At 63.9% G+C, this 17,341-nt stretch carries 16 protein-coding genes, 1 other RNA gene and 1 pseudogene; 9 read left to right on the forward strand and 9 right to left on the reverse strand.

The window, feature by feature from the left end; translation table 11 throughout:
* Positions 1-41: 41 nt before the first annotated feature.
* From HPY44_11940 to ssrS, 5 genes are all read right to left on the reverse strand, one after another.
* Positions 42-800 carry a SigB/SigF/SigG family RNA polymerase sigma factor gene (locus tag HPY44_11940; protein ID NSW56719.1) on the reverse strand — a complete coding sequence of 253 codons (759 nt, stop codon included), beginning with the start codon at positions 798-800 and terminating at the stop codon, positions 42-44.
* 5 nt (positions 801-805) lie between these two features.
* Positions 806-1,231 carry an ATP-binding protein gene (locus HPY44_11945; GenBank protein ID NSW56720.1) on the reverse strand — a complete coding sequence of 142 codons (426 nt, stop codon included), beginning with the start codon at positions 1,229-1,231 and terminating at the stop codon, positions 806-808.
* The gene (locus tag HPY44_11950) at positions 1,228-1,623 is read right to left on the reverse strand and encodes an STAS domain-containing protein (GenBank protein NSW56721.1); all 396 of its coding nucleotides are present in this window, start codon (positions 1,621-1,623) and stop codon (positions 1,228-1,230) included. The genes HPY44_11945 and HPY44_11950 overlap by 4 nt, the downstream gene beginning before the upstream one ends.
* Position 1,624: 1 nt before the next feature.
* Complete coding sequence (locus HPY44_11955; GenBank protein NSW56722.1) at positions 1,625-2,977, reverse strand: replication-associated recombination protein A; 1,353 nt, start codon at positions 2,975-2,977, stop codon at positions 1,625-1,627.
* A gap of 26 nt (positions 2,978-3,003) precedes the next feature.
* Positions 3,004-3,182: non-coding RNA, 6S RNA (gene ssrS / locus HPY44_11960), on the reverse strand.
* A 292-nt stretch (positions 3,183-3,474) separates the two neighbouring features.
* Here ssrS and HPY44_11965 point away from each other — a divergent pair.
* The 5 genes from HPY44_11965 (at position 3,475) to HPY44_11985 (ending at position 7,041) form a co-directional block, all read left to right on the forward strand.
* On the forward strand, positions 3,475-3,789 hold the full coding sequence (locus tag HPY44_11965; protein NSW56723.1) for a helix-turn-helix transcriptional regulator: 315 nt from the start codon (positions 3,475-3,477) through the stop codon (positions 3,787-3,789).
* 11 nt (positions 3,790-3,800) lie between these two features.
* Positions 3,801-4,670 carry an MBL fold metallo-hydrolase gene (locus HPY44_11970; GenBank protein ID NSW56724.1) on the forward strand — a complete coding sequence of 290 codons (870 nt, stop codon included), beginning with the start codon at positions 3,801-3,803 and terminating at the stop codon, positions 4,668-4,670.
* Positions 4,671-4,714: 44 nt separating this feature from the next.
* The gene (locus HPY44_11975) at positions 4,715-5,596 is read left to right on the forward strand and encodes a P-loop NTPase (protein NSW56725.1); all 882 of its coding nucleotides are present in this window, start codon (positions 4,715-4,717) and stop codon (positions 5,594-5,596) included.
* The gene (locus HPY44_11980) at positions 5,593-6,471 is read left to right on the forward strand and encodes a P-loop NTPase (GenBank protein ID NSW56726.1); all 879 of its coding nucleotides are present in this window, start codon (positions 5,593-5,595) and stop codon (positions 6,469-6,471) included. Before HPY44_11975 ends, HPY44_11980 begins: the two co-directional genes overlap by 4 nt.
* 129 nt (positions 6,472-6,600) lie before the next feature.
* Positions 6,601-7,041 carry a hypothetical protein gene (locus HPY44_11985; protein ID NSW56727.1) on the forward strand — a complete coding sequence of 147 codons (441 nt, stop codon included), beginning with the start codon at positions 6,601-6,603 and terminating at the stop codon, positions 7,039-7,041.
* Between the two features lie 102 nt (positions 7,042-7,143).
* On the opposite strand, the gene HPY44_11990 is transcribed toward HPY44_11985, so the two are convergent.
* Positions 7,144-8,487: a sulfatase gene (locus HPY44_11990; GenBank protein ID NSW56728.1), complete on the reverse strand. Its 1,344-nt coding sequence runs from the start codon at positions 8,485-8,487 to the stop codon at positions 7,144-7,146.
* Between the two features lie 201 nt (positions 8,488-8,688).
* On the opposite strand from HPY44_11990, the gene HPY44_11995 reads away from it, so the two are divergent.
* The 3 genes from HPY44_11995 to HPY44_12005 all read left to right on the forward strand — a co-directional run bounded on the left by HPY44_11995 (position 8,689) and on the right by HPY44_12005 (position 10,566).
* A complete protein-coding gene (locus HPY44_11995) occupies positions 8,689-8,871 on the forward strand; it encodes a hypothetical protein (GenBank protein NSW56729.1) in 183 nt (60 codons plus the stop codon).
* Positions 8,872-8,910: 39 nt separating this feature from the next.
* A complete protein-coding gene (locus HPY44_12000; protein NSW56730.1) occupies positions 8,911-9,618 on the forward strand; it encodes a DUF1559 domain-containing protein in 708 nt (235 codons plus the stop codon).
* A gap of 141 nt (positions 9,619-9,759) precedes the next feature.
* Positions 9,760-10,566 (forward strand): M55 family metallopeptidase, encoded by an 807-nt coding sequence (locus HPY44_12005; GenBank protein ID NSW56731.1) that lies wholly within the window; start codon positions 9,760-9,762, stop codon positions 10,564-10,566.
* Between the two features lie 471 nt (positions 10,567-11,037).
* On the opposite strand, the gene tnpA is transcribed toward HPY44_12005, so the two are convergent.
* Both tnpA and HPY44_12015 read right to left on the reverse strand, forming a co-directional pair.
* On the reverse strand, positions 11,038-11,478 hold the full coding sequence (tnpA, locus tag HPY44_12010) for an IS200/IS605 family transposase (protein ID NSW56732.1): 441 nt from the start codon (positions 11,476-11,478) through the stop codon (positions 11,038-11,040).
* Positions 11,479-12,026: 548 nt separating this feature from the next.
* The gene (locus tag HPY44_12015; GenBank protein ID NSW56733.1) at positions 12,027-13,073 is read right to left on the reverse strand and encodes a zinc-binding alcohol dehydrogenase; all 1,047 of its coding nucleotides are present in this window, start codon (positions 13,071-13,073) and stop codon (positions 12,027-12,029) included.
* A 169-nt stretch (positions 13,074-13,242) separates the two neighbouring features.
* On the opposite strand from HPY44_12015, the pseudogene HPY44_12020 reads away from it, so the two are divergent.
* Positions 13,243-13,434: pseudogene (locus HPY44_12020) on the forward strand (prepilin-type N-terminal cleavage/methylation domain-containing protein).
* Between the two features lie 588 nt (positions 13,435-14,022).
* Here the strand turns inward: HPY44_12020 and HPY44_12025 are convergent.
* Complete coding sequence (locus HPY44_12025) at positions 14,023-17,175, reverse strand: family 20 glycosylhydrolase (GenBank protein NSW56734.1); 3,153 nt, start codon at positions 17,173-17,175, stop codon at positions 14,023-14,025.
* Positions 17,176-17,341: the final 166 nt, after the last annotated feature.

Raw genomic sequence — 17,341 nt, forward strand, 5'->3', positions numbered from 1 at the left:
TCATTGCTTCTCCCGGAGTGCCTGTCGAAGCTCGGGCGAAATCAGCGCTCACGCCCCAGGATTTGCCGCAATCTCCTCAGCGCCCTCGCCTGTAGACGGGATACATGCATCTGCGAAATGCCCAGTCGCTCCCCCACTTCTTGCTGGGTCATATCCCGGAAGAAACGCAGGACTATGATGACCTGTTCCCGCGGAGGCAGCTGCCGCAGGGCCTTGGTGATCTCGTCCCGCGCCCCTATCTCTTCCAGCGCGTCATCCTCCTCACCGGCCCTGTCGATCGCGGCGAGACCGTTGTTGCCGTCCTCGTTGGGGCCACCGTCCTCGATGCTCAGAAGCTCGTACTGCCTGCCGACTTCCATCGCCTCGATAACATCTTCCTCGGTCACGCCCAGTTCCACCGCAAGCTCGGCATAGTTCGGGGCCCGCCCCAGTTGCTGCGCCAGCTCATCACTGAGCTTCCGGGCTTGCATTGACAGCTCCTGGATGCGCCTGGGAACCCGCAGGCCCCAGGTGCGGTCACGGAAATGCCGCTGCATCTCGCCCTTGATGGTGGGGACAGCGAAGGTGGCGAACTTAGTGCCGCGCTCGGGGTCGAAGCGGTCCACCGCATGGATGAGGCCCAGGTGACCCACACTCACGATGTCCTCATACGACTCGCCCCGGGACATATAGTCCCGGGCAACGTGGCGTACGAGCCCCTCGTGCCGCTCGATCAGGTATGCCCGCAGTTCAGGGTCTCCAGAGCGCCGCAGCTCCACGAACAGCTCGTTGGTGGACATGTTGTCCCAGCGAGATGTCACGTGGGTCACCTCGCCAGGCGCTTGGTCATGATCACTTTCGTCCCACTGCCCGGCGCACTTTCGATCTTCACTTCGTCCATGTATTGGTGCACCAGGTACAGCCCGAGACCACCTTCGCCGGTGAGGTCGCCAACCTGGGTGAAGTCCCGAGAACCCGGATCGAAGCCTAACCCCTCATCGATTACCTCAATGCGCAGGGCGGCATCAGACGGGATCATGCGCACGGTGACCATACCGGCTTCTCGTCCCTGGTAGGCGTGGTCGATGGTATTGGTGAAGGCCTCGGAGATCGCGACCTTCATATCATCCACCTCGTCCACGTCTATCCCCACCCGGGATGCGACACCAGCCACCATGAGGCGCACCACGGCAATGTACTTGGCGTCCGGCGGCAACCGGAGTTCAACCACGTCCTGAGGGACCGTATTCACTGCGCCTCGCCCCCCGGCTTGCAGACCTGACCGCCGCTCCGCGCGGCCCGTTCAGTGGCCAGTATCTCCACGGCGTGCGCCAGTTCGTCCACAACATTCAGCAATTCTGCGGTTCCGGACACCTCGAAGACCCGCCGGACATTGGGCCTGTCGCAGGCCACCGCCATGTCCCCGTTCTTCTCGCCCGCGCGCTTGGAGCCGCCGATGAGAATCCCCAGGCCCACGCTGTCGATGAACTCCACCTGGCGCAGGTCAACCACCAGCCAGGAGAAGCCCTCGTCAAGAGTCTGGGTGACGGCCTCCATGAACTGTGGCGCAGTATACGCGTCCAGTTCGCCCTCCACGCGGATGGTCTGAAGCCAGCCGTCCACGACGTCAACATCAATTCTCAAGTCACTCACCCTTGGAGGGATCTGCCGCCTCGCCGCTTTCCCCGGGCGCCGCTCCACCAGCGCCCTTCAGATCCGCGAGATAGGCCGCTATCCTGGCCTCGCGGGGGTTATCCCCGGGATGGTAGAACTGAACCGCCTCAACCTGGGATGGCAGGTACTGCTGCGCAACCCACCCCCGGGGGTGGTCGTGGGGGTACAGGTAGTCTTCCCGGGAATCCCCGGGCCGGGGCCCGCCTGCGAGATGAGGGGGCACGGCCTGTGCTCCCTGCTTGCGCACCAGTTCCCGGGCCTGCGAGATCGCCTTGTACACCGAGTTGCTCTTGGGCGAGACGGCAATGTGGATCGCCGCCATCGCCAGCGGGATCTGAGCTTCCGGGAGCCCTACGTATTCTACCGCATCGGCGGCGGCCACCGCAACCCTCAGCGCCGTGGGGTCAGCCAGACCAACGTCCTCCGCCGCCTGGATGATGATCCGTCTCGCGATGAAACGAGGGTCCTCCCCCGCCTCAAGCATCTTCGCAAGCCAGTACACAGCGGCGTCGGGGTCCGACCCGCGCATGCTCTTGATGAACGCCGAGATCGTGTCATAGTGCTCCACGCCGTCGCGGTCATACTTCAGCACCGGTCTTTGCAGGGCTTCCTCGGCATCGGCAATGGTGATAACCCGTTTCCCGTCCCCGTCCGGCTGCACACTCAGTGCCGCCAGTTCCAGGGCGTTGAGCGCCGCCCGGGCATCCCCCGAAGCTCCCCGCGCAATATGCTCCAGCGCGTCCGGGGCAATTTCCACCTCCAGACCGCCCAACCCTCGTTCACTGTCCTCAAGGGCCCGGCGAAGCAGCAGCTTTAGCTCCTCCTCGGTGAGCTTCTCCAGGGCGAACAGCCGGCAGCGGGACAGGAGCGGGGACGTCACACTGAAGTAGGGGTTCTCTGTCGTGGCGCCGATGAGAGTGAAGGTTCCATCCTCAACATGGGGCAGCAACTGGTCCTGCTGGGCCTTGTTCAGCCGGTGAATCTCGTCCACAAACAGGATCGTGCCCACATCATTGAGCGACAGGCGCTGACGGGCCTGCTCAGCGATGGCGCGGATCTCCTTCACACCGGCACTCACCGCCGACAATTCCACGAAATCCCGGCTCGTATGGTTGGCCACGATCCGCGCAAGAGTGCTCTTCCCTGTCCCGGCCGGTCCGTGAAAAATGATGGATGGCAGACGGTCGCCCTCCAGCGCGCGTCGCAATACAGACTGAGGTGCCACCAAATGATCTTGCCCGACCACCTCGTCCAGGCTGACGGGTCTCATGCGCGCGGCGAGGGGAGCATTGGAGCCGGTGGGAGAACGGTCAAAGAGATTCATGGCTGCGGCCCCACATAGGGAGACAAGAGGGCCCCGCAAGTGCCGTGCATCCGCGAGTTTTTGGACCCATAGGCAAGGTGGGTGCTCTCTCGCGCAAGTTGCATATCCCGCGAAGCGGGACGTCGCGCCCGGCGCGAAGCCCGAGCTCCCTTGGCATGGGTGTTGGCCCAAAACTGTTGTGATGTCACGCGCAGCGCAGGGCGACCTCTTGGTGTCTTTATTATACCCCCTCGCGGTCCCCCATACAAGGAGGCGACCGGGCTTCGCGGGGGGAAACAGGGTCCCTGGAATGTCAAGAGCCGTCTCGGTTTCCATCCTCACGCATGATTGCCTGCGCCCTGGGCCTGGGACGTGGCTCTTGACGCCGTCATTGTTTGTGAATAATATCTATATGTCGTAAACATATAGGGGTGATTGGTGTGCCACGAGGAGGCCCTCGAGGAGGGGGGCGAGGATTCGGGTTAGGTGGACCGGGCGGTTTCGGGCGGTTCCCGAGAATGGTCGAACCCGCGCTGTTATACCTGCTGGCAAAACGCGACAGCACCCACGGTTATGATCTCATTCAGCAGGCCAACGAACTTGGAATCTGCGAGACCACGGTGGATGCGGGAGCGGTCTACCGCGCTCTTCGGCAGCTCGAAGATGCGGGCCTGGTGGAGTCCACCTGGGATACCACCGGCGGCGGTCCGGCCCGGCGGGATTACGCGGTGACCGATGCCGGCCGGGCGCATCTCAAGGCCTGGGCAGACGTCTTGCGGCGTAGAGCCGAGATGATGTCCCGCTTCGCGCAGTTGTGCGATGAGATCGACTGAGGCGCGGCGACATGGTTGAGCACCCGAGAGTCTTGCGGATAACAGTGCTGTGCGACAACCGGGCCCGCCCGGGTTTCGGCTGCGAGCACGGCTGGGCTGCGTTAGTGGAGTCCGCTGGACGCCGGGTGCTGTTGGACACGGGCTCGGGGCCCACGCTCTTGCCCAATGCGGACCGGGCGGGGGTGGACCTGACCACGCTGGATGCCCTGGTGCTCAGCCACGGGCACTACGACCACACAGGCGGGCTTGCGTCACTCCTGGAGCGGTCGGGGCCGCTGGACGTGTGGGCTCACCCGGCAGCCTTCGACCCCACCTTCGCCGACCGTGGCCAAGGGGATGCCCGGTACATCGGAATGCCCCTTGCCCGGGCCCAGTACGAGGCGCTTGGGGCGCGGTTCCACCTGTCGGAAAACCCGGTCGAGGTGGCGCCCGGAGTGCGGACCACCGGCTTCGTGCCCCGCTCCGTCACCGGCAGTGTACCGGCGCCGCACCTGCTCAGGACCCGCGACGAGCTGATCGGCCCCGATGATTTCGCCGATGACGTGTCCCTGGTCCTCAGTGCGGGCGAAGGCATCTTCATCCTCACCGGCTGCGCCCACGCGGGACTGCGCAACATCCTGGCAAGAGCCCGGGAAATCGCCCCGGGCGCTCCGGTCTGGGCAATCGTCGGCGGAACGCACCTGGTAGCGGAGCCGGTTGATGAAGTCCGAGCGCTTGCGCGAGACCTGGCGGCGGCTGGTCTGTCCGCAATCGGTGCCTCTCACTGCACAGGGGAGACGTCCGCGCAGGTGCTGCGCGAGGCATTCCCAGGCCGCACGCTGGACATTGCTGCCGGGGTGGTCCTGTCCGTCTCCCCTGACGGCGTGATCCGAATCTCGTAACCTCTGTCCGGCCAGTCTCCCAACGCTTGAGAGGTTGGTGTGATATGCAGACGGATCTAGATCGAGCTGCGCTGACGGTGTCCGTCGCGGCAGGCAAAGGCGGAACGGGAAAGACGCTGCTTTCCACGTCCCTCGCCTATGCTCTGGTTGAACGGCACCCCGGCGCCGTGCAACTGCTGGACGCGGACGTTGAGGAGCCCAACGCGGACCTGGTGCTCCCGGTGCAGTTCACCGGCACGCAGCCCGTGGAGCTGCTGGTGCCCCAGGTCGACCCGGAGACGTGCGTCCGTTGCGGCAAGTGTGCCGAAGTATGCGCCGCAAGCGCCATCGCGCGCATCCGACAGACGGTGATCACGTTCCACGAACTGTGTACCGGCTGCGGCGCATGTGCCTGGATCTGCCCGGTTGATGCCATCACCGAAATCCCCCGAGTCGTCGGGCGAGTGGACACGGGCATGGCAGAAGGCGGCATTGAGTTCGTCCAGGGACGCTCCGAGGTAGCCCAACAACACACCGGCGCAATCACGGGCGCCGTGAAAAAGCACGCCAAAGACGACTGCATCACCATCATCGACGCCCCGCCGGGAACTGCCTGCCCCATGCAGGAAACCGTTGCCGAGAGTGATTACTGCATTCTCGTCACCGAACCCACGCCCTTCGGCCTGAGCGACCTGGGAGCGGCGGTCGAGACCTGTCGGGCGCTCTCGGTGCCCTGCGGAGTGGTGGTCAACCGCGATGGTGTGGGTGATGCCGGCGTGGATGACTACTGTGAACGCAGCGGCATCCCCATCCTCCTGCGCATCCCTCACGACCGTGAGATCGCCCGGGCATACTCACGCGGGCGCACGCTGGCCCTGGAGTTCCCCGACTGGCGACCGAAGCTGGTGAGCCTGCTCGACGCCGTGGCCAGGGAGGTGTCGCAATGACCCCGTACAGGCAGATCACCGTCGTCAGCGGCAAGGGTGGCACCGGAAAGACCAGCGTGGTGGCATCCTTCGCCGCCCTGGGGCCGGAAAAGATACTGGCCGATACTGACGTCGATGCCGCAAACCTGCACCTCATGCTTCACCCACAGATCAATCGGCGGGAGCAGTTCTACGGCGCGAAGATTGCAGTGCGGGACGAGAGCCTCTGCACGCGCTGCGGGGAATGCGAGCGCCACTGCCGATTCGAGGCGATCACGGTCGAAGCCGTGAATCCCTTCGCCTGCGAAGGCTGCGGCTTTTGCACCCTCGTGTGCCCCCGAACTGCCCTGCACATGGAACCGGCGCTCACCGGCGACCTGTTCATCTCGCAAACGCGCTACGGCCCGATGGCCCACGCCAAACTGGTGCCCGGCGCGGAAAGCTCGGGCCGGCTGGTCACCATGGTGCGCCAGGCCGCTGAAGATCTGGCGATGCAAAACGGAACAGACCTGGTGCTCATTGACGGGCCGCCCGGAATTGGCTGCACCGCAACCGCAGCCCTCGCGGATGTTGATCTCGCGCTGATCGTCACCGAGCCCACGCCGTCGGGCATCCACGATATGCGCCGCGTAATTGGGACTGCCGCGCATTTCGGCATACCCACCGCGCTCATCGTGAACAAGGCCGATCTGAACCTGGACCGGGCCCGACAGGCAGAAAGCGTCGCGCGAGAAATGGGCGCCGGCATCGTTGGCAGGCTGCCTTACGATGAGACGGTGACGCGAGCGGTGGCAGCGGCAACCCCGCTGGTGGAGTTCGACCCGGATGGCCCGGTGTCCCAGTCCCTGCGCGAATGCTGGAGCAGGACGCTGGCACTCATCGGGATGTCGGTGTAGACGGCCCCGGCGCGTTTGAAGGCACCCCCGTCCGGCCAATGATGTCTAAGGATATTGAGAGCGCGCGGGAAGGCTCATCACAGCGTCTGCGAGCCGTGATCACCGACACAGATACGGGGAGCGTGTGCCATGAAACGTTGCGCCGCAATTCTCATCACCAGCCTCGCACTCATCGGGTTCCTGACCGGGACGGCCTTTTGCCAGGGGGATGATATGGGCCTGGGAGACCTGCTCGGAGGGATGGGCGGTATGGGAGGGCTGGGTCTGCTGGGCGGACTTGGGGGACTGAGTGCGTCCGCGCTGGGTGCGGGTGGTGCAGCAGCACCGAGCGTAGTCATTTCCCAGCCTGCGATGCTCATCAGCGGAGACAATCTGTATATCGCCTGCAATGGCAAGGTGATCCGCTTCAACGCGCTGACCCTGGAGAAGAAGGCCGAAGCCTGGTACGAAGAGCCTCAGACCCAGCTTATACCCACGGGCACAGGAACTGGACCGTCATTGATTGCACCTGCACCCGGCGGGGCTGTGCCGCCGCTTGTCCCGGGCGCGACGCCATCCACGGGACCGTAACCGCACCCACCCGAAGACTGATCGGTCGGGCCGGATGGGGAGAGTCACCCTCGTGACAGTGATCTGCTTCCCCGTTCGGCCCGACCTGCCGAGATCCCCTGATCAGATCCTTGTGAATGCCTGGATGTACCCCTCGTCCGCGCCCTGCCGTCGCATGAACTGGATCAGCGCCCCCTGCATCTTCCGCGCGATCTCCGGGTGCTTTCGGATGATGTTCCGCACCTGACCCGGATCCTCTCGCCGGTCATGCAACGCCGGCTTCCAACCTTCGGGTCCGGTGACAAGGGTGTAGCGCGGACCGGTCACGGTGATGCACGAAGGCAGGTACTGGATGCGGCCCGGACCGGGGCCGCTGTGGCACGAAGTGAAGACATAGGGGTGATGGGTCCGCGTTTCCCCCCGCAGCAGCGGAAGGACCGATCTGCCTGTCATTTCCGGAGCCTTCACACCAAGCGCCTGGAGAATCGTCGGGGCAAGGTCCGCCGCCTGCACCAGTGCCCCGCAGCGTCGCGGCAACTTCGCCTTCGGCAGGTAGACCAGTAGCGGTATCCGCCCCACCTCATCGTAGATCGGCCAGGGGTCTTCCGGGTCCACCGTGTGCTTCCCCGTGCGCTTGTGCTCCCCGATATAGATGCCATGGTCGGACACCAGCACGATCATTGTGTTCTCTAACAGCCCCATGAGCTCCACGCTGCGCAGGAGATGGCCCACCCACCGGTCAGTGAGGGTCACTTCGGCCGCATACCGGGCCCGCAGGCGCTTGAGTTCCGCGGGCTTGTAGATATCCGTGTAGCCGTAGTTCGGGTAGGAGTAGTCCACCCCGCGGTAGTTCGGGCTGTAATGCTCGGTGTAGAAGTCCGGCGCATACCAGTCCTCGTGGATCTCGAAGCTGTCCACCCACAGGAAGAACCTGTCGCGCTTGTGGTTGTCCTCGAGCCACTCGCTGGCGGCGGTCATGGTGCGCGCCACGAACCAGTCCTCCTCATGCCTGCAATGGAGGGTTCTCGCCCGGTCTCGTATGTACCCGCCGGCATTCTGGCGGTAATGCTCACGCGGGACGGGCACCTCGATCTTCTCGATGTTGCTCTCCCACCCCGGCGGCGGCTCCAGGAGGATGTCGTCGTGGAAGTCTCGCCCGAACCCTGTGGGCACCATGTTCCAGGTGTCGTGGATGAATGCCGTGTGGTATCCCGCATCCGCGAGCATCCGGACGAAAGTGGTCTCGTCCTCCCCCAGGTTCTTCCAGCCGTAGACCGGCCAGCGCACATTGCCCGTGAAAGCGTCAGTACGCATGGGGATGGTCGGGAAACTGGCGCAGTAGGCAGCATCGAACCGGGTGGCAATGCGCGCCAGCCAGTCCATACCCGGTGTCTCCACCACCGTGTTCCCATAGCAGCCCAGGTGATCCCAGCGCAGCGTGTCCAGGCAGATGACGATGCAGTTCATGGGGCAGCCTCCCCGACGTTGCAGCGAATTGCCCGCGTCCCGTGGGATTTCCTGATTTCACTGCGAACAACCTGCGCCGCGCGTTAGCAGAGTCTTAACCCGGGCTTCCGTCGGGCTTAACTGACGCAGGCTAACCTTCGACTGGCCCCGCTGAGGGGCGACACAGACGGACGCGGTACAGGCCAGGAAGGAACGGACACGATGGCGCAGGCGGACTCCCAATGGCATCAAGCACTCACCCCCACACCCCGCGAGGCGATGCGCGAGCGTGTGTACATGATTGGTTCGGCGCTGGCGCTGGTCCTCGTTTCTGCGGCACTTGGCGTTGTCAGCAGTGTACCCGGCCTGGTGGTTCAGGCCATCCGGGACGCTTTGACCCGCTGACTCTTGCGACATCGACGCGCAAGCATCAAAGGAGAGATCATGCGAAAGAACGGTTTCACACTCATCGAACTTCTGGTGGTCATCGCGATCATCGCGATTCTTGCGGCGAGCCTGTTCCCCGTGTTCGCCAAGGCGCGGGAGAAGGCGGAAGCGGCCAGTTGCACCAGCAACCTGAAGCAGATCGCCACAGCCATGCTCATGTACGCGGGAGACTACGACGGCTACCTGTACAGCTACAATGCCACCCAGGCTGCTCCCGAGTATGCCGGCTACGGATCCTGGTACAAGCTCATGCCCTACGTGAAGAACGCCGGAGTGTTCGACTGCCCCACCAGCCCGGACCGGGTCAGCAGTTCCTGGGACGCCACCGGCTGGTATAACAACTACGACGGAAACTACGGCTGGCCGTACGACGGCATTGAGGGCTCCGTGGGCAGCATCTACCAGCTTGAGTATCCGGCCGAGACTTACATGGCATTCGACAGCGGCGACCAGTCCGTGCGTCCAGGGACCAATGACTGGGCCGGACTCATGGAAGAACTCGACCTCGACTGGGACTCCAAGAAGGAAGGCGCGAACCGCCACAATGGAGGGGTAAATGCGGCCTACTGCGACGGGCACGTCAAGTGGCTTACCCTCCAGGCCTTCGTCAAGCGCAACGGCAAGAACCGCGTGCCGCCGTGGAACATCTACTGGGATGACAACCCGCCGACCGATGATGGCACTATTCCCTACCCGAACCGATAGTCGGTTCACCCAGCCTGTGAAGGCTGATCACATAGCGAAGGCCCCGGCCAGTCCGCCGGGGCCTATCGTTTGGTGCGGACATTGCAGGAAGTCCGGGGCAAGTGCGGGAAATGTCGGACGACCCGTAAGGAGGCGCCCACCATGAAAGTCTATGTCATGACCGACCTCGAAGGCTGCGCAGGCATCCCGAGCTGGCACGATTACGGCGCGCCCGAACATCGCTGGTATGAATACGCGCGGGAGATCGTTACTCTCGAGACCAGCGCCGCAGTGCAGGGCTGCCTGGATGCCGGGGCCGGCGAGGTGCTTGTGGTGGACGGGCACGGTCACGGTGCAATCAACCCGATACTCCTGCACCCCGAGGCGAAACTGCTTTTTGGTCGCCCCATCGGCTACCCATTCGGCTGCGACGACCGCTTCGACGCCGCAATCATGGTGGGCCAGCACGCGAAATCCAACACCGACGGCGGGCATCTGAGCCATACAGGGTCTTTCGACGTTGAAGACGAGACGATCAATGGTGTCTCGGTGGGCGAGATGGGCGTAAACATGCTCTTCTGCGCCTACTACGGGGTCCCGACGGTCCTGGTCTGCGGGGATGTCGCGGCGGCGGATGAGGCCACGGCGCTGGTGCCGGACATCGAGACGGCAGCGGTAAAGGAAGGGCTGAAACGCGGATCGGCAACGGGGCTCACGGGCGCCGAGAACAGTCGCTTCAACGGCGCGGCGGTCCACCTGCACCCCACGAAAGCGCGGGAACTGATCCGACACAAGGCATGCCGCGCAATCGAGAGGGTGTCGGAGATCGGGCGCTTCTGGCTTGACCCACCGTACGAACGAATCCTCAAGCTGCGCCCCTCAGAAGACGCCCCGGCAAAGATCGGGATCGCCCACGCCGACGACTTCATGGAGCTCCTGAGAACCCCGTTCCAGTGGAAGACCGGCTAGCCGAGCCCCGTGCTGAAGCACGGGTCTGAGGGTCCGGCGCTCCGTGGCCGGAGCGCATCGGACCAAGCGTCCTGACGGACGCAAAGAACGCCTCCCCGTCCGGAGGACGGTCGGCCAAAGGCCTGTAGCCCCGTGCTTTAGCGCGGGGCCGATTTGGCGTCCGAATTCCGTAGCCCCGTGCCGAGCCCCGTGCTGAAGCACGGGTCTGAGGGTCCGGCGCTCCGTGGCCGGAGCGCGTCGGACCAAGCGTCCTGACGGACGCAAAGAACGCCTCCCCGTCCGGAGGACGGCCGGCCAAAGGCCTGTAGCCCCGTGCTTTAGCGCGGGGCCGATTTGGCGTCCGAATTCCATAGCCCCGTGCTTTAGCGCGGGGCCTCCGCAACGCCGTCGCCTCCCCGTCCGGAGGACGGCCGGCCAAAGGCCCATAGCCCCGTGCTTTAGCGCGGGGCCTTCGCACCGGCCGACCCGGCATCAATGCGGGGCCGAACGCTCAGCATCACCGCACCTCTCCCAGAAAGCCTCGACGTTACCCCTCCGATGGTGCTCCTCCTGCATCGCAATATACGCAGCAATTCTATCCAGCTGATCCGCGCCTGCGGAGAAGACACCGTATCCCGGCTGCCAATAGAACCCACCCGCCGCTGGGCGGGTCTCACTGACCGTGTAGGAGGAAACGCCCTTCACCCTCTGTGCAACGCTTGACGCGCAGACCTTGGCCGGAGTCCGCACTAGCATGTGAACATGATCCTCCGTCCCCCCCAGAGCCAGCAGGACGCAACCAAGTTTTGCCACTTCCGCCCCGATACATCGGTACACGGGACGCCTGATTTCGGGCACAAGCAACGGGAGGCGTCCTTTGGTGGCCCAGACAAAGTGGAGGTAGATCTCAGACTTGGAATTAGGCAGGGGAATCCCCCCAGGGGCGGTCGATCCCGCCGTTTGGTGCCCCGTGCTGAAGCACGGGTCTGAGGGTCCGGCGCTCCGTGGCCGGAGCGCGTCGGACCAAGCGTCCTGACGGACGCAAACAACGCCTCCCCGTCCGGAGGACGGCCGGCCAAAGGCCCATAGCCCCGTGCTTCAGCGCGGGGCCGATTTGGCGTCCGAATTCCATAGCCCCGTGCTTCAGCGCGGGGCCTCCGCAACGCCGTCGCCTCCCCGTCCGGAGGACGGCCGGCCAAAGGCCCATAGCCCCGTGCTTTAGCGCGGGGCCTCCGCAGCGCCGTCGCCTGGCCTCCCCGTCCGGAGGACGGCCGGCCAAAGGCCCATAGCCCCGTGCTTCAGCGCGGGGCCTCCGCAACGCCGTCGCCTGGCCTCCCCGTCCGGAGGACGGCCGGCCAAAGGCCCGTAGCCCCGTGCTTTAGCGCGGGGCCGATTTGGCGTCCGACTTCCATAGCCCCGTGCTTCAGCGCGGGGCCTCCGTACCGGCCGACCCGGCATCAATGCCGGGCCGATCCTGCATCCTATCCGAACCTCACCCCAACCTTCACCGTCTCCTCGGGGTTTTCGAAAATCATCCGCAGCGCATCAGGGCAATCCGCAAAGGGCACAATTGGCGCAACAATCCCCTCTCCGGTGATCGTGCCATCGCGAAACAGCTGGATCGCCGCCTCGAAAGCGCGCTCGTGGGTCCAGCGCGGGAAGTCTCGGTCAGCATTGCCCCAACCCGCCCATGCTTGGCTTCCGATCATGCTGATCCGGTTCAGGTGGAACTCTTCGTTCAGCCGCAGGTCGCTGCAGTTGGCGGGCCCCCACGGCACATGAACAACCGTTCCGCACTGCATGAGACAGCGGATTGACTCATGCAAGGCCCGGGCATTGCCCGAAGTCTCGATGGAGATGTCCGCCCCCCGGTCTCCTGTGGCACGTTTGATCTCCAAAGCCGCGTCGCAGGCAGTCGGGTCCAGCACGAGGTCCGCTCCGAAACGGGCCGCGCAGTCGCGTCGAACGGCGATGGGGTCAACGGCAAAGACCTTAAAAGCTCCTGAAGCGCTGGCAATCTGGACTGCCATGAGGCCGATGGCTCCAAGGCCGAACACGGCCACATTGTCCCCCACCCGCACGTTCCCGTCGCGCACCGCCACGAAGGCCACGTGCGCCGGGTCCACGCAGACCCCATCGGAGTCCGAAAGCTTCCCAAGCGGCCACCAGTGGCTTTCTCCCTGCTGGTGCTCCTCCTGAATGGGCCCGTAGCCGAACACCCTTTCACCCACCGCGAAGCGCGTCACATCGGGTCCGATCGCGGTGACCGTGCCCACCACCATGTTGCCCATCCCCCGGGCCCTACGTTCATCGGGTTGCACAGGCTCCTCCCGCTCGAAATACATGCGCAGGTGAGGGTCGAAACGCTTCAGTTCCAGGGGGCTGCCCTGGATAAGCTGCTTCTCCGTGCCATGCTTGGGTGCAGCGAACTCCACCCGCACCCGCACGTCGCAAGGCCCGGTCTCGGGCATCTGGTACTCCTCGAAGGCGAAAGAAAGACCGTCGATTGTGGTGATGCGAGTGGGCATGAGACCCTCCTCTTTCGTTTCGGCTCACTGCAGCCTTCTTTATCTGAAGCAAGGGAAAAACACAGCAAAACTTGCGCAAATTGCTTCAATACTGTATCGTTCAGCCTCCTGCTCGTGGCTTTCGCCACGCAGTGAGTCACACCAAATCCAAGCACGAGGAATGCATCGAATGAGGCGCCATGGTTTTACACTGATCGAGCTGTTGGTCGTCATCGCGATCATCGCGATTCTGGCCGCAATCCTCTTCCCCGTCTTCGCACGTGCCCGTGAGAAGGCCCGGCAAACCAGTTGTCTCAGCAACCTGAAGCAGTTGCAGCTTGGCATGATGATGTACGCGCAGGACTACGACAGCCGCAATGTGCAGGGCGCTTTCGTCACCAGCAACCCGCCCACATCCACCGGACCGTACTCCCGTAATGGCGCGAACCGATACTGGTGGTTCGATTGCGTCACCCCGTACCTGAAGAATGTCCAGATCATCATCTGCCCCAGTGACGACGGCGTCACCAACTGCTGCGGTTTCCCGAACCGCTCTTACCAGCCCAACACCAGCATGAGTGGGATCAAGGACTCGCAGGTCGCAGATGCTGCGAACACGATTCATCTCATCGAGTCCAAGCTGAACTACCAGGCGTCCCACACCGACCCGGGCAGCTACATCAACCAGAAGTTCCACAATGGCGGTTGGAACATGTCTTTCGCCGATGGCCACGCAAAGTGGATGACGGTCAACGGCGAGAACCTGTCCTGGAACGGCAACACCTACCCCGGCATTCATAATGCCTACTGGACTCCCGCCGCCGACGGTCCGTAGGTTGCGACGAGCTCAGCGACAGCCGGATCGGAGACGGACGACAGCAGCAAACAAGGACGGGGATGCGGCCCACAGGCCTGTGTCCCCGTCCTTTTTCTTGTCTCGCGGTCATACCTGGCTCGCGTCACGCAGACCCTAACCGCCCGGCCTCGCCTGAAGGCCGCTGATCTTCATTCTCGGCTGGTTGCGCATGTCCAGCGTATCGCGCACCGAATTGAGCAAGGCCGCCGGGTCGCCCTGGACCTTGTCTGCAAGGATGACGAAGTGCGCCGCCGGTTTGCTCTGCTCGATCCCCGTGCCACCCCATCCGCCCCCGGGCCCGGTCATGTGTGTCGCGTCCTCCACCTCCGGCGTGATGTTCGCCAGCAGCAGGCCATCCGGCCGGGTCTTGGCTCCCCATGTTGCCCCGCGGGCAACCGCGTGAATCTGCTCGTCAGATGCGCAGACTGGCTCACTGTGGCCGTTGGAGAAGATAGCCGTGCCCGGATTGCCCTTGTCTCTCGCGAAATTGGTCACATTGTCGTAATTCCAGTAGAAGTCCGTGGGATTGGCCAGCATTACTTCCACATACGGCTTGCCCGCGTAGAAGGTGAACAGCTTCTCGGCCATTGCCGAAGGTGCGGTCGCTTTGATGCGCGCCATCACCGGTCCGGCAACCTCCACGGTGATCTGGAAGTTCGCGTCCCGGCCACCTTCGCGCCCCACATCCGCAAAGCCGGCCCACCCGAAGCGCCCCGGCTCAGTGATGTCCAGGTTCCCCAGAGCCTTGACTTCCCACACGAACAGGTGCGCGCCGTGGGTCCCGAGAAGCGTGCGGTAGACCGAGTTCTCGATCCACCGGTCGCCGCCTTCTGCCCTGACAGTGACCGCTTCGCCCTCCTGGGCCGGCTTGGGCGCGGACCCCTTCACGTCGAAATACGCGGCGAATCTGCGCACAGCCCCTGGCGCGGTCTCCCCCGGCATCAGGAAAACCACATTGCCGATGCTGGCTTCCACTGGAATGAACTGGGTGAGCAGCGGCTTGAGCTTCCCGTCCGCCGCAACCTCGACAACGCGCACCGACTCAGCCGCGACATCATACGGGGCGAAATTCAGGCGTAGTTCCACCGGGTAGTCGACCCGCGCCTTCCCGGCCCCCTCAACGCTGAATGGGATGCGGAACGGCCAGCGTGCATCCCACCAGGCGGCGTCTGCCGGGATGATCGGCTCGGCTGATACCGTGGCGACCACATTCCGACGGCTGGTCTCGCCGAGTTCGAGACCGATTGCCGCCGGGTCTGGCGGCGTGCCGGTTTGCTCAAGCTCGGCCCGGGCGTCCTCAAGGGTCGCTTGGTGATTGCGATAGGCCGCGATCAGCCCGTCGTACTTGCCCGCCATGCGGTCCAGCCACCAAAGCCGGTTCTCCGCGAGCCACACCCGCCGGTATTCGGTCTGGAGGGCCTCCACGGTGTCGCCCAGTTCCCGCGCGGAGGCGATTGCCCGGTCCAGCGCGGTCTTCGACGGGCCGATCTCGGGGAACCGCGCAACTGCCTCTGTGTACTCCCGCGCCATGCCAAGCTGGAGTTCTCGCGCCCTGCCGATGAAATGCAGCCTGCGCGCGGCGAAGGCGATGGTGTCCAGATCCGCGCTGTCGACACGCACCTGCCCCTTCGCCTGTTCCAGAAGCTCCAGGGCCCGTTCGGTGCGGTCGCACAGATCGGCAGCCTGCTCCATCACCAGGTCGAAGGAGGTTGCCAGCGCGCCAAGAGGCTTCACGTAGAAGGCCCCGTTGCTGTTGCCGTGGGTGAGGGGGTTAGCGCTGCAGGAGGCCAGAAGGTTGATGGCCTGGGTCACCTTGTCGTCCGGGGTGCCGTAGCTAACCTGCGCGTACGCCGCGTCGTAGGCCTCCAGGTCCGCGTCCTCGGGACGCCAGGCACAAGCGCCGCCCCAGTTGGTGCCGTAGAAGTTCCAGACGAACAAGTTCTCCCCGTCGTCATCCCAGGTCGTATTCAGCATGCCGATGGCCCCGAACTTTGCCCCGTCACGCACGTAGTTGCGGATGTTCACCGTGGCGTTGGAGTACACAGGGAAGATCCGCGACCAGCATGATGTGCCCGGACAGACCATGAACTCCAGCCCGGCCTTGACGAAAGGCTCGATCGCCCGGTCGTAATTGGCCGCCGCGCCGTAGCCCCACGACAGCAGGATCGTGTCCTTCGCAAGCTGATCGATAATATCCGGGTGCTGCAGGGCGATGTCGCCCCACATCATCATGCGTTTGCCGTACTTGTCGCGGAGCATGTCGTGAATACGGTTCATGTGGCGCAGGTAGACGCCGCCCACACCGATTTGTGCGGCCAATTCCTTGCTGGGTCCCTCACCGAGGCCCCACGTCTCGTCGCAGTTCACATTGAACAGCTTCGACTCGTAAGCGGGGCAGATCTCGCTGTACACATCGTCCAGGAACTGGTAGCTCTCCTCCTTCGCCGGAGTGATGACCGACCCGGTCTCCCGGAGGTTGGCGTACTGCTCGTGGCGCAGGATGTTGTAGAAGTGGCCGAAGGACTGGAAATTGCCCACCAGTTCCACGTGATGCTTCCGGGCATAGGCGGACAGTTCCCGCACCTCGTCTGCGGTGATCCCGTCCGGCGGCGCAATAATGGGGTGCTTGTCCAGCTTGAACACATGCTCTGTATAGAAGGTGAGCATGTTCTGTTTGAACTCCGACATGGTACGGATTTCGCGCTTAAAGAACTCCATGGTCGGGATCGGCCCGCGGCTGATATCGTCCGAGTACCCCCTCCAGGTCAGACCGGGCCAGTCCAGAATGGTCACGCACGGAATCGCGCCATTGCGGGAGTTCCCCCGCAGAAGCTGCTTCAGTGTCTGGATCGCGTAGAAGGTCCCCGCAGAACCGTTCCCGGCGGCGATGATTTTGTCCGGACGTACCGCTAACAGGTAGGCCTCGGTGCTCTTCCCGACGAGAGGCGCCAGATCGACTCCCAGGCGATTGACCTCCGCCGAGACTGCCGCCTGGTTCAGGGCGCCGATGAGCACATCCAAACGCGCGCCGCTTGTCTCTTTGCCCGCGGAGGGTGTCCGGGCCACCTCTTCGCGCAACTGATCCGCAGCGAAGACATCGTCGCTGTCCGTCAGATCCGCGAGAGTAATGTGATAGCCATCAGACCAGTTGCACAGGGACCTGTGCACTTCCACCAACCGTGGCGATGGGATCAGCTTGAGGTCCGTCTGAGAGCAAGCGGCGCCGAGAAGACAGATCACGCAGACGGCGGTGAAGATCGGGCGCATATCGGGCCTCCAGTCAACGGAAGTCGCGTCCGGGTACATACCGAACCAATTCGACGTGAGTACGCCGTGGGCCTTCGTCGCAGCACAACCGGGGGAGGTTCCGGGGGTACCCGAGGTGAATTGCCTCAGTTAGCGTCGGCCCTGCACCGTTCCGTACGCAGCGCCC

The organism is Armatimonadota bacterium, assembly GCA_013314775.1.
Lineage (GTDB): Bacteria > Armatimonadota > Zipacnadia > Zipacnadales > JABUFB01 > JABUFB01.